The sequence below is a fragment of the Blastococcus sp. SYSU D01042 genome (assembly GCF_054050515.1).
Window position 1 is genome coordinate 369,283 of sequence record NZ_JBJGZM010000003.1, and the last position, 11,967, is coordinate 381,249.

Here is an 11,967-nt window from a genome sequence, read left to right on the forward strand (position 1 = left end):
GCCACAGCATCAGCACCACCTGCCCTTTGCCGTCCTACCACCGAAGGGGGCGTCACCGACGTGACGACCGCTACCAAGGTCAGCATCAAGCCGCTGGAGGACCGGGTCGTGGTCCAGGCCAACGAGGCCGAGACCACCACCGCCTCCGGTCTGGTCATCCCGGACACCGCCAAGGAGAAGCCCCAGGAGGGCACCGTCGTCGCCGTCGGCCCCGGCCGCATCGACGACAACGGCAACCGCGTCCCGCTCGACGTGAACGTCGGCGACGTGGTCATCTACTCGAAGTACGGCGGCACCGAGGTCAAGTACGCCGGCGAGGAGTACCTCGTGCTCTCCGCCCGCGACCTGCTCGCCGTCGTCGAGAAGTGACCTCCTAGTCACCCGCTCGACGAAGCGCTCCCCGACCGCCCCGGCGGCCCGCATCCCGGGTCCCGGGGCGGTCGTCTTTTCCCTGCACTGACTGATCGGAAGGGCCCATGGCCAAGATCATCAAGTTCAACGAGGACGCCCGCCGCTCGCTCGAGCGCGGCGTCGACAAGCTCGCCGACGCCGTCCGCGTGACCATCGGCCCGCGCGGCCGCAACGTCGTCATCGACAAGAAGTTCGGCGCGCCCACGATCACCAACGACGGCGTCACCATCGCCCGCGAGATCGACCTCGAGGACCCCTACGAGAACCTCGGCGCGCAGCTGGCGAAGAACGTCGCCACCAAGACCAACGACGTCGCCGGTGACGGCACCACCACCGCGACGGTGCTGGCCCAGGCGCTGGTCCACGAGGGCATGCGCAACGTCGCCGCCGGGGCCAACCCGATGGCCCTGGGCCGCGGCATGCGCGCGGCCGTCGACGCCGTGCACGCCGCGCTCGACGCCGCCGCCACCCCGGTCGAGGACCGCGCCGCCATCTCCGGGGTCGCCACCATCTCCGCCCAGGACGCCACCGTCGGCGACCTGATCGGCGAGGCGATGGAGCGCGTCGGCAAGGACGGCGTCATCACCGTCGAGGAGAGCAACACCCTCGAGACCGACCTCGACGTCACCGAGGGCGTGCAGTTCGACAAGGGCTACCTCTCGCCGTACTTCGTCACCGACCAGGAGGCCATGGAGGCCGTCCTGGACGACGCCCTCGTGCTGCTGGTCAGCGGCAAGATCGGCGCCCTGGCGACCCTGCTCCCGCTGCTGGAGAAGGTGCTCGGCTCCGGCGCCCGCCCGCTGCTCATCGTGGCCGAGGACGTCGAGGGCGAGGCGCTGTCCACCCTCGTCGTGAACTCCATCCGCAAGACCATCAAGGTCGTCGCGGTGAAGTCGCCCTACTTCGGCGACCGCCGCACGGCGTTCATGACCGACCTGGCCATCGTCACCGGCGGCCAGGTCGTCAGCGAGGACGTCGGCCTGTCGCTGGAGTCCGTCGGCCTCGAGGTGCTCGGCACCGCCCGCCGCGTCACGGTCACCAAGGACACGACCACGATCGTCGACGGCGGCGGCACCTCCGACGCCATCGCCGACCGGGTCGCCCAGATCCGGCGCGACATCGAGAACACCGACTCCGACTGGGACCGCGAGAAGCTCCAGGAGCGCCTCGCGAAGCTGGCCGGCGGCATCGGCGTCATCCGCGTCGGCGCGGCCACCGAGGTGGAGCTCAAGGAGCGCAAGCACCGCATCGAGGACGCCATCGCGGCCACCCGCGCGGCGGTCGAGGAGGGGGTCATCCCCGGCGGCGGCTCCGCGCTGGTGCACGCGGCCGCGGCGATCGACGCCCTCGACCTGACCGGGGACGAGCTGACCGGCGCCCGCGCCGTCCGCACGGCCCTGGACGCCCCCGCGGTGCAGATCGCGGAGAACGCCGGCTTCGAGGGCCGCGTCGTCGTGAGCAAGATCCGCGACGCCGGCAAGGGGCAGGGCTTCAACGCCGCGACCGGTGAGTACGGCGACCTGGCCGAGCAGGGCGTCATCGACCCGGTCAAGGTCACCAAGGCCGCCCTCGGCAACGCCGTCTCCATCGCGGCGATGGTCCTCACCACCGACTCCGCGGTCGTCGAGGCCCCGGAGGAGGAGGACGAGCACGCCGGCGGGCACCACACCCACGGCCACTCGCACGGCGGCCACGGCCACAGCCACTGAGCCGCTGGGATCAGGTGACCTGATCCCAGCGCGTCCTCCCTCACCGCGCACGGTGAGGGAGGACGCGTTGCGGTGGGGGAGGACCTCCCGAGACGCGCAACGCCCGCAGCACACGAGAGGGCCCGGTCCAGGAATCCTGGACCGGGCCCTCTCGGCGTTCGTGGGAGCTAGACCCCGGCTGCGACGGCGGCCGGCTCGGCGGCGATCACCCGCGCCCGCTCCTCCTCGCTCATGCCGCCCCAGACGCCGTACGGCTCGCGCACCGACAGCGCGTGCTTGAGGCACGCATCGATGACCGGGCACCGCCCGCAGACCGCCTTGGCCGCGGCCTGCCGCCGCGCCCGCGCGGGACCGCGCTCGCCGTCGGGGTGGAAGAAGAGGGACGTGTTCTCGCCACGGCAGGAACCGTGGAGCTGCCAGTCCCAGACCTCGGCGACGGGCGTCGGGAGTCTGCGGATGTCGGCCATGTCTCCTCCAGGACTCGATAGAGCCGGAGGGACCGTCCGGCTGCAAGGGGCCCGGTGCCCGACGCCCCCCATGGTCAAACACGCCGTGATCGCAACTTTTCGCGCCGACCACCCGTCCGTGGCCCTCACCCCGCGGGGTGAGGGCCGCTGTTGCCGCTCCCTGGACTCGATCAAGGTGGAACAGCGTCGTGCCGAATCCGGGAGGGGGAGAGACCCGGATCCGCGTGCGACCGGCGCGAGGGCGCGGGGCTCCCCGGGTGGGGAGCCCCCGCTCGAGCGGCACCCGGCCGGGGTCAGCCCCGGCCGGTACGGACCCGGCACCGACCGCCGGGCGGAGCGAGGAGCAGGCGTGATCGACGACAGGATGCGCGCGACCGGGACCACCGGTGCCACCGTGTGGGTGTACGACGAGCGCCGACGGGTCCGGGACGACGTCGCGTCGCGCCTGGTCGCGCTGCCGTTCGTGGGCCGCGTCGAGGTGGTGGGCGACTCCGCGTCGCTGCTGTCCCGCCTGGACACCCGCAGCCCCGACGTCCTCATCGTCGGCACCCAGCGTGCCGTCGACACCGGGCTGACCGCCGCCACCCAGGCGCTGCGCGCCCACCCGGGCCTGCCGGTGCTGGTGCTCGGCGCCCCGGACGACGCCGAGAGCGTGCGCGCCGCCGTCGCGTTCGGCGCCCGCGGCTACCTGCGCTGGGACGCCAGCCCGATCGAGATGGGCCTGGGCCTGTCGCGGGTCGGTCTTCGCCCCGAGGGTGCCCGCATCCCGCAGCAGAACAGCAACGGGCACCTGGTGGGCGCCTCGTCGTGGAGCGGTGCCGCACCGCTGGCCGGCTCGGCGCCGACCACCGTGCGCTCGACCGTCCGGGACGCCACCCCCGCCGTCGCGCTGTCGATGCGCGAGATGCAGGTCCTCACCGGCATGAGCCAGGGCAAGAGCAACGCCCAGATCGGCCGCGAGCTCTACCTGTCCGAGGACACCATCAAGACCCACGCCCGCCGGCTGTTCCGCAAGCTCGGCGCCAAGGACCGCGCCGAGGCCGTCGCGACGGGCTTCCGCCGCGGCATCATGACCTGAGGAAGATCAACGCACGCTGAGGGCCCTCACCCGTCACGGGTGAGGGCCCTCACCCGTCACGGGTGAGGGCCCTCAGCGCGTTCTCGTCAGTCCTCGCGGGCGTGCTTGCCGCCGCTGTGGCGGCCGCTGGGCTCGTCCCGCTCGGCGGCCGCGGCGACGCCGTCGGCGTAGCCGCTCGCGTAGTCCCAGCTGACGTAGTCGTCGGGGTCGGGGTCGAACGGCGGCTCGTGCCGGCCGGTCTGGCCCTCGTCCAGCAGCTGGCGCAGGTTGGCCGCCATCAGGGCCCAGTCGACGTGGTGCTCCTCGTCGCAGTCTGGGCAGTCGACGACGATGCCCTTGACGCCGGTGGGCTCGAGCAGCGTGCGGAAGACCTCGAGCTCGGCGAGGTCGTCGAGGACCCCCGCCCGCTCCTCGACGGTCAGCGGCGGCGGCCCCTGGTCGCCCGGGCCGAAGTCCGGGTCGGAGGCTCCGAAGTCGAGGCCGGAGCCGTCGTCGAACGCAGACACGGTGCCCACGGTAACCGCCTGGCGGGCGGAGCACCGCGCGCCCGGCGCCGCCGCCTACGATCGGGCACGGACTTCCTGCGCCCGGTCGGGGTGCCGGCCGGAGTCCGTTCCCGACCGTGGAGGGGTGGCGGCCCACATGCAGCCCGAATTCGTACCCGAGCTGCCGGCGAAGTTCGCCCCGCTCGGGCTCACCTACGACGACGTGCTCCTCGTGCCCGGCGCCTCCGACGTCGTCCCCGCCGAGGTGGACACCAGCAGCCGGGTCACCCGCCGGATCCGGCTCGCCGTCCCGCTGCTGTCCAGCGCCATGGACACCGTCACCGAGTCGCGGATGGCCATCGCCATGGCCCGTGTCGGCGGCATGGGCGTGCTGCACCGCAACCTCTCCGCCGAGGACCAGGCCGGCCAGGCCGACCTGGTGAAGCGCTCCGAGGCCGGCATGGTCACCAACCCGGTCACCTGCTCGCCGGACAACACCCTCGCCGAGGTCGACGCGCTGTCGGCGCGCTACCGGATCTCCGGTGCACCGGTGGTCGACGCCGACGGCGTGCTCGTCGGCATCGTCACCAACCGGGACATGCGGTTCGAGACCGACTACGACCGCCTCGTCCGCGACGTGATGACGCCGATGCCGCTGATCACCGCGCCGGTGGGGGTCGACCCCGACACCGCGCTGCAGCTGCTGTCGAAGCACAAGGTCGAGAAGCTGCCGCTGGTCGACGACGCCGGCCGGCTGCGCGGGCTGATCACCGTCAAGGACTTCGTCAAGCGCGACCAGTTCCCGCTGTCCACCAAGGACGCCAACGGCCGCCTGGTCGTGGGCGCGGCCCTCGGCGTCGGTGACGACGCCTACAAGCGCGCCGGTCTGCTGGTCGACGCCGGCGTGGACGTGCTGGTCGTCGACACCGCGCACGGCCACCAGCGGGCGGTGCTCGAGATGGTCGCCCGGGTGAAGAAGGACTTCGGCGGCGAGAACGGCGTGGAGGTCATCGGCGGCAACATCGCCACCCAGGCCGGCGCCCAGGCGCTCGTCGACGCCGGGGCCGACGCGGTCAAGGTCGGCGTCGGGCCCGGCTCGATCTGCACCACCCGCGTCGTCGCCGGTGTCGGCGTCCCGCAGATCAGCGCCATCCACAACGCGTGGCTGGCCGCCGGTCCGGCCGGCGTGCCGGTCATCGCCGACGGCGGCCTGCAGTACTCCGGCGACATCGCCAAGGCCCTGGTCGCCGGTGCGGACACCGTCATGATCGGCGGGCTGTTCGCCGGCGTCGAGGAGGCGCCGGGGGAGCTGGTCTTCATGAACGGCAAGCAGTACAAGACCTACCGCGGCATGGGCTCGCTGGGCGCCATGCAGAAGCGCGGCAGCCAGTCGTTCAGCCGCGACCGCTACTTCGCCGACGACGTCCTCTCCGACGACAAGCTCGTCCCCGAGGGCATCGAGGGCCAGGTGCCCTACCGGGGCGCCCTGTCCGGTGTCGCGCACCAGCTCGTCGGGGGCCTGCAGGCCTCCATGGGCTACGCGGGCGCCGCCACCATCGACGACCTCAAGGAGCGCGGACAGCTGACCCGCATCACGTCGGCCGGGCTGGTCGAGAGCCACCCCCACGACATCCAGATGACCGTCGAAGCCCCGAACTACCGGGGGCGCTGACCGTGAGCGCACGCGACACCGTCGAGATCGGGCTCAACCGCTTCGCCCGCCGCGGCTACGACCTCGACGAGGTCTCGATCGTCCCCAGCCGGCGCACCCGCGACGTCGACGACGTCTCCACCGCCTGGCAGATCGACGCTTTCCGGTTCGGCATCCCGCTGGTCACCAGCCCCTCGGACGCCGTCGTCAGCCCGGCCACCGCGATCGCCGTCGGCGAGGCCGGTGGCCTGGGCGTGCTCAACGCCGAGGGGCTGTGGGCGCGGTACGAGGACCCGACGCCGGTCTACCGCAAGCTCCGCGAGGCCGCCGCCGGCGAGGCGCCGCCGGTGGCGCTGCTCCAGCAGGTCTACGCCGAGCCGGTGAAGCCCGAGCTGGTCGCCGACCGCATCCGCGAGATGCGCGACGCCGGGGTCACCACGGCCGTCCGGATCTCCCCGCAGCACACCCAGCAGCTGGCGCCGACGGTGCTCTCGGCGGGCATCGACCTGCTGGTCATCCAGGGCACGATCGTCTCCGCCGAGCACGTGACCACCCAGGGCGACGCGCTCAACCTCAAGGAGTTCATCGCCGACCTCGACGTCCCGGTGATCGTCGGGGGCGCGGCGAACTACACGACCGCGCTGCACCTCATGCGCACCGGCGCGGCCGGCGTCATCGTCGGCGTGGGCGCCGACAGCTACTCGACCACCGACGCGGTCATGGGCATCCGCGTGCCGCTGGCCAGCGCGATCGCCGACGCCGCCGCGGCCCGCCGCGACTACCTCGACGAGACCGGCGGCCGGTACGTGCACGTCATCGCCAACGGTCGGATCGAGACCAGCGGGGCCATCGCCCGCGCGCTGGCCTGCGGTGCCGACGCCGTCCAGCTCGGCGAGCCGCTGCGCGCGGCGGCCGAGGCGCCCGGCGGCGGGATCTGGTGGGACTCCGTGGCCGCGCACCCGCGGCTGCCGCGCGGCGCCACCTCGGCACCGGTCGAGCCGGCCGGGTCGCTGGAGCAGGTGCTGCTCGGCCCGGCCGAGGCGCCCGACGGCCGCACCAACCTCTTCGGCGCCCTGGCCCGCACCATGGCCAAGACCGGCTACCGCGACCTCAAGGAGTTCCAGCGCGTAGACCTCGTGATCGGCGGCACCGGGAGCACCGACTCCTGATGGACTTCCCGACCGTCCTCGTCGTCGACTTCGGCGCCCAGTACGCGCAGCTGATCGCCCGGCGCATCCGCGAGGCCGGGGTCTACTCCGAGATCGTCTCCTGCGAGGTCCCCGCCGAGGAGATCGTCGCCCGCAAGCCCGCCGCGATCGTGCTCTCCGGCGGGCCGTCGAGCGTCTACGCCCCCGAGGCACCGCAGGTGGACGCGACCCTGTTCGAGTCCGGCGTCCCGGCCTTCGGCATCTGCTACGGCTTCCAGGCCATGGCGGCCTCGCTGGGCGGGACGGTCGCCCGCACCGGCGACCGCGAGTACGGCGGCACGCCGCTCACCGTGACCACCGAGGGCCGGCTGTTCGGCGACCTGCCGATCCAGCAGGACGTCTGGATGAGCCACGGGGACGCCGTCAGCGCCGCGCCGCCCGGGTTCACCGTCACGGCCACCTCGACCGGCGCCCCCGTGGCCGCGTTCGAGGACGTGGACCGCAAGCTCGCCGGCGTCCAGTTCCACCCGGAGGTCCGGCACACCGCGCATGGCCAGACCGTGCTCGAGCACTTCTTGTTCGACATCGCGGGCCTCGAGCCCACCTGGACGATGGCCAACGTCGTCGAGGAGCAGGTCGAGCGGATCCGCGCCCAGGTCGGCGAGGGCCGGGCGCTGTGCGCGCTGTCCGGCGGCGTGGACTCCGCGGTGGCGGCGGCGCTCGTGCAGCGGGCGATCGGCGACCGGCTCACCTGCGTCTACGTCGACCACGGGCTGATGCGCGAGGGCGAGACCGAGCAGATCGAGCGGGACTTCGTCGCCGTCACGGGGGTGGACCTGCGGGTGGTTGACGCCCGCGAGCAGTTCCTGGGCGCGCTGGCCGGGGTGTCCGACCCCGAGCAGAAGCGGAAGATCATCGGCCGCGAGTTCATCCGCGTCTTCGAGCAGGCGGCCCTCGACGTCGTCGGCGACGCCAAGGAGCACGGCGACACCGTCGACTTCCTGGTGCAGGGGACGCTGTACCCCGACGTCGTCGAGTCCGGCGGCGGCTCCGGGACGGCGAACATCAAGAGCCACCACAACGTCGGCGGGCTGCCCGAGGACCTGCAGTTCACCCTGGTCGAGCCGCTGCGGACGCTGTTCAAGGACGAGGTCCGCGAGGTCGGTCTGCAGCTCGGCCTGCCCGAGGCGATGGTGTGGCGCCAGCCGTTCCCCGGCCCCGGCCTGGGCATCCGGATCGTCGGCGAGGTCACCCAGGAGCGGCTGGACGTCCTGCGCAAGGCCGACGCGATCGTCCGCGCCGAGCTGACCGCGGCCAAGCTGGACCGCGAGATCTGGCAGTGCCCGGTCGTGCTGCTGGCCGACGTGCGCTCGGTCGGCGTCCAGGGCGACGGGCGGACCTACGGGCACCCGATCGTGCTGCGGCCGGTGTCCAGCGAGGACGCCATGACCGCCGACTGGACGCGGCTGCCCTACGACGTGCTCGCGAGGATCTCCACGCGGATCACCAACGAGGTCGAAGAGGTCAACCGGGTCACGCTCGACGTCACGAGCAAGCCGCCCGGCACCATCGAGTGGGAATGACGGACGGGCGTCCCCGCCTCACCTGAGGGGTTGCGCGTCCTGCGGCGGCGTGCCGAAGACGGCGGGGTCGCGGTCGGGTGCGGCGTCGGCGGTGAGGTCGGCGGCCTCTATCCGGTCCCAGCGGAACCAGCGCGGCGCCTGGCGCTGCCGGCACCAGGCGGCCAGGTACCAGTGCCCTCCGGTGCGGGCGAGGAACACCGGCTCCACCCGGCGCCGGGAGACCTCGCCCGACCCGCTCCGGTAGCGGATCGCCACGACCCGCCGGCGCAGCACCGCCTCCTCGACGACGGTGGCTGCCGGCGGCCGCCGGTGCTGCGCGCCGCGGACCCACACCCGGCCGCCGAGCCGCTCGGCGTCGGCGCGCGCCGCCGGGCCGAGCACGTCGACGATCTTCTCCAGGGCGGCCCGCGCGTCGACCGCGAACGGTGCGTCCGGGGATCCGGCCAGCGCCACCGCCACCGCCACGGCCTGCGCCGGCGTCAGGTTGACCGGCGGCAGCGACGCCACGGCGTCCAGCACGTACCCGCCGCCCGGGCCGCCGCTGGCCCAGATCGGCACGCCGCCCTGCTGCAGCGCGGCGACGTCCCGCTTCACGGTGCGCGGCGACACCTCCAGCCAGTCCGCCAGCCGCTGGGCCGTCCGGCCGCGGGGGCCGGCACGGCGCAGCTCCTCCGAGATGGCGTGCAGGCGGTCGGTGCGGTTCACACGGGAAGAGTGGCAGAAACGGTGACAGACCGGTGTCACCCGCAGCGGTGCAGAGTGCCGGCATGACCCAGATCGCGCTCTTCCACTCCGTCCTCGGTGTCCGCCCCGCCATCCGCGATGCGGCCGACCGGCTCCGCGCCGCAGGCCATGAGGTGCGGGTCGTCGACCAGTACGACGGCCTGGTGTTCGACGACTACGCGCTCGCGGGCGCCCACGTCGAGCGCGTCGGTTTCCCGGCCCTCATGGCGGCAGCCGTCGAGGCGACCGCCGACCTGGCCGACGGGTTCGTCGCGATGGGCTTCTCGAACGGCGCGGGGATGGCCGAGCACGTGGCCACCCAGCGGCGCTGCGGCGGTGCCGTGCTGTGCGCCGGCGCGCTGCCGCTCGGCGTGCTCGGTGCCGACGCCTGGCCGGGCGGGACCCCGGTGCAGCTCCACGTCGGCGCCGGCGACCCGTTGCGCAACCGCACGTGGGAGGAGGCCTTCGTGGCCGACGTCGCGCCCGCCCCCGCGGAGGTGTTCGAGTACCCGGTCGCGGGCCACCTGTTCACCGACGCCGGCCTGCCCGCCGAGTTCGACGCCGACGCGACGGAGCTGCTCTGGTCCCGGGTGCTGGAGTTCTGCGCCCGGACCGCCGCTCACGCCTCGGCGCGGTAGACCAGCCCGCGGCCGTCGGGAGCGGTGAGGGTGAGCCGGTCCCCGCGGACCTCGACCGCGGGACCGGCTCCCACCACCGCCGTCACGTGCTCGTCCCGCCGGGCGAGCCCGGGTGGGCACGCGGCGCCGTCGGGGAGCAGGTCGTCGAGGACCAAGGCGCGGTCCTCCAGCAGCCAGGTCGCGGTGAGCGTCCGGCAGCCGGTGCCGGTCCTGGCGCGGCCGTCGGCTCCGAGCAGCAGGACGGCGGGCCCACCGGCCGCCGAGGACGCCGTCGCGCCGTCGACCAGCGACTTCAGCACCCACCGCGTGCCCGCGAGCGGCCGGTCGGGCACCGCGGCCACGGGTGCGAAGCGCAGCTCGACGCCGTCGCCGGTGAGCACCAGTTCCTCGCCGTCGACCGCCGCGGTGCCGACGGCGGCCAGCGCGGCCAGGTAGGCGCGCTCGGCGGCCATCACCTCGGGCGCGCAGCCCATCTCGGTGCTGCCGATCCCGTCCAGGGCGAAGGAGTCCCCACCGGTGCGCACGGCGGCGAACCAGTGGTTGCAGAAGGCGGTCCCGCGCGCCTCGTCGCCGGTGAGGTCGAGGGTGGCCGTCGCACCGGCCGGCCGGGGGAGCGGGGCGCCGTCGACGGTGCCCTCCCGCAGCTGCCACTCGCGCGCCACGTCCGCGCCGCCACCGGCGTCCGCGGCCGTGCCGCAGGCGGCGAGCACCAGCACGCCCGCGAGGAGCAGCACCGGACGGCCCATGCCTGCTCGACGCCCGGCCGCTCGTGGCGGTTCCCGGGGACGCGTGAGGGCCCGGGGAGCGGTGCGCTCCCCGGGCCCTGGGTCGTGCTCCCTACCGGCGGCGGCGCCGCGACCGGCGGAGCTCGCGCACCAGCAGGGCGATGCCGCCGAGCACCAGGACCACCCAGACGGGGCCGCCGCCGTCGACCCACGGGTCGGGCAGGTCCAGCCCGGTCATCCCGATGACGGCGAGGGCGACGAAGAGCAGCCCCGCGACGAGCGCGGTCGCGTCGAACGCCCTCCGCGGGGCCGGGTCCTCGGTGGCGAGCGGCGCCGTGCCCTCCCAGTCAGCCGCCTGGGCCTCCTGCCACGCGGTGGGCGTGGTGGGGAACTCGCTGTAGTCAGCCACGGGACACCTCCAGGTCTCCGACGCCGAGGTCGACGTCGATCACGAACTCCGGCCGCCCGTCGTCGGTCCACGCGGCCGATCCGGTGCCCGGGACGAGCTGCCCGTCGACCGCGTCGTCGCTACCGAAGCCTCGGACGTCGCCCGCTCCCACGTCGGCGGTCACCCGCACGTCGGCCGACCTCGGGACGACGACCCGGATCTCCCCGATGCCGCCCTCGACCCTGGTGCGGATCGGCGCATCGACGTCGGAGAGGTCGACGTCCGTCAGGTCCAGCGTCAGCTCGCCCACACCCAGGTCGTAGACCGGCCGGACGTCGGCGGCGGTGGCCGGCCGGTAGGTGCGCTCGCCCACGGTCCCGCCGTCGGGGAGCGCCGAGACGCTGAACAGCGCCGCCGACAGCACGGCGCCCAGGGCGATGAACCCGCCCCGTGCCGAGCGGCCGCGGACGAAGGCCGAGGCGACCAGGCCCAGACCCACGACCAGCAGCGCGGCGCCGAGGAACGCGCGGGGACCGAGGTCCCAGTCGCTGGAGCTGGTCGCCAGCGCCAGCAGCCCCAGGACGATCAGCAGTGCGGCGATCGTGATGCCGGGGACCGGCGTGCGCGGCCCGGGCGGGGGCTTCGACGCCCGCACCGCGGCCCGGCCCCAGGCGGGCGCGGCGGTGCCGGTCGGGTCGGCGGGCATGAGCAGCCACAGCAGCGCGTACGCCAGGACGCCGAAACCGCCGGCGAAGGCCAGCGCCACGAAGCCGACGCGCCAGAGCAGCGGGTCGATGCCGCTGTACTGGGCGAGCCCGCCGCTCACGCCGCCGAGCATCTTGTCGGTGCGGCTGCGGCGCAGCTGCGTCCGGGGCGCCGCGCCGTCCGGGGGCGGAGGCGGTGGCGGTGCCCAGGCGGGTGGCTCCACGGGAGGCGCAGGAGGCGGTGCAGATGTCATGGC

General features: G+C 74.1%; 13 protein-coding genes. 7 read left to right on the plus strand and 6 right to left on the minus strand.

All coding sequences use genetic code 11. The features are described from left to right. Positions 1 to 60: 60 nt before the first annotated feature. Both groES and groL read left to right on the plus strand, forming a co-directional pair. Entirely contained in the window at positions 61 to 369 is a 309-nt protein-coding gene (gene groES, locus ACI79H_RS08520) for a co-chaperone GroES (RefSeq protein ID WP_014377938.1), read from the plus strand. Positions 370 to 476: 107 nt separating this feature from the next. Further along, entirely contained in the window at positions 477 to 2,120 is a 1,644-nt protein-coding gene (groL, locus tag ACI79H_RS08525) for a chaperonin GroEL (protein ID WP_456553936.1), read from the plus strand. 167 nt (positions 2,121 to 2,287) lie between these two features. Here the strand turns inward: groL and ACI79H_RS08530 are convergent, their stop codons facing one another. Then, a complete protein-coding gene (locus ACI79H_RS08530; RefSeq protein ID WP_456553937.1) occupies positions 2,288 to 2,587 on the minus strand; it encodes a WhiB family transcriptional regulator in 300 nt (99 codons plus the stop codon). 349 nt (positions 2,588 to 2,936) lie between these two features. Here ACI79H_RS08530 and ACI79H_RS08535 point away from each other — a divergent pair, with 349 nt between their 5' ends. Beyond that, entirely contained in the window at positions 2,937 to 3,665 is a 729-nt protein-coding gene (locus ACI79H_RS08535; protein ID WP_456553938.1) for a response regulator transcription factor, read from the plus strand. An 86-nt stretch (positions 3,666 to 3,751) separates the two neighbouring features. Here ACI79H_RS08535 and ACI79H_RS08540 read toward each other — a convergent pair whose 3' ends face one another. Further along, positions 3,752 to 4,171, minus strand: coding sequence for a DUF5319 family protein (locus ACI79H_RS08540; protein ID WP_456553939.1), 420 nt, complete (start codon positions 4,169 to 4,171; stop codon positions 3,752 to 3,754). Positions 4,172 to 4,307: 136 nt separating this feature from the next. Here ACI79H_RS08540 and guaB point away from each other — a divergent pair, with 136 nt between their 5' ends. Genes guaB through guaA form a run of 3 tightly spaced genes read left to right on the plus strand, consistent with a single transcriptional unit; the run spans position 4,308 to position 8,532 of the window. Further along, entirely contained in the window at positions 4,308 to 5,822 is a 1,515-nt protein-coding gene (gene guaB, locus ACI79H_RS08545) for an IMP dehydrogenase (protein WP_456553940.1), read from the plus strand. A 2-nt stretch (positions 5,823 to 5,824) separates the two neighbouring features. Further along, the gene (locus tag ACI79H_RS08550; RefSeq protein WP_456553941.1) at positions 5,825 to 6,970 is read left to right on the plus strand and encodes a GuaB3 family IMP dehydrogenase-related protein; all 1,146 of its coding nucleotides are present in this window, start codon (positions 5,825 to 5,827) and stop codon (positions 6,968 to 6,970) included. Further along, positions 6,970 to 8,532: a glutamine-hydrolyzing GMP synthase gene (guaA, locus tag ACI79H_RS08555; RefSeq protein ID WP_456553942.1), complete on the plus strand. Its 1,563-nt coding sequence runs from the start codon at positions 6,970 to 6,972 to the stop codon at positions 8,530 to 8,532. The genes ACI79H_RS08550 and guaA overlap by 1 nt, the downstream gene beginning before the upstream one ends. An 18-nt stretch (positions 8,533 to 8,550) precedes the next feature. On the opposite strand, the gene ACI79H_RS08560 is transcribed toward guaA, so the two are convergent. Further along, the gene (locus ACI79H_RS08560; RefSeq protein ID WP_456553943.1) at positions 8,551 to 9,237 is read right to left on the minus strand and encodes a helix-turn-helix transcriptional regulator; all 687 of its coding nucleotides are present in this window, start codon (positions 9,235 to 9,237) and stop codon (positions 8,551 to 8,553) included. 62 nt (positions 9,238 to 9,299) lie between these two features. Here ACI79H_RS08560 and ACI79H_RS08565 point away from each other — a divergent pair, with 62 nt between their 5' ends. Beyond that, on the plus strand, positions 9,300 to 9,893 hold the full coding sequence (locus ACI79H_RS08565) for a dienelactone hydrolase family protein (RefSeq protein WP_456553944.1): 594 nt from the start codon (positions 9,300 to 9,302) through the stop codon (positions 9,891 to 9,893). On the opposite strand, the gene ACI79H_RS08570 is transcribed toward ACI79H_RS08565, so the two are convergent. From ACI79H_RS08570 to ACI79H_RS08580, 3 genes are all read right to left on the minus strand, one after another. Then, positions 9,875 to 10,639 carry an META domain-containing protein gene (locus ACI79H_RS08570; protein ID WP_456553945.1) on the minus strand — a complete coding sequence of 255 codons (765 nt, stop codon included), beginning with the start codon at positions 10,637 to 10,639 and terminating at the stop codon, positions 9,875 to 9,877. The genes ACI79H_RS08565 and ACI79H_RS08570 overlap by 19 nt on opposite strands. Before the next feature lie 91 nt (positions 10,640 to 10,730). Beyond that, complete coding sequence (locus tag ACI79H_RS08575; protein WP_456553946.1) at positions 10,731 to 11,027, minus strand: hypothetical protein; 297 nt, start codon at positions 11,025 to 11,027, stop codon at positions 10,731 to 10,733. Continuing rightward, entirely contained in the window at positions 11,020 to 11,964 is a 945-nt protein-coding gene (locus ACI79H_RS08580) for a PspC domain-containing protein (RefSeq protein ID WP_456553947.1), read from the minus strand. Before ACI79H_RS08580 ends, ACI79H_RS08575 begins: the two co-directional genes overlap by 8 nt. Between the last annotated feature and the right edge of the window lie 3 nt (positions 11,965 to 11,967).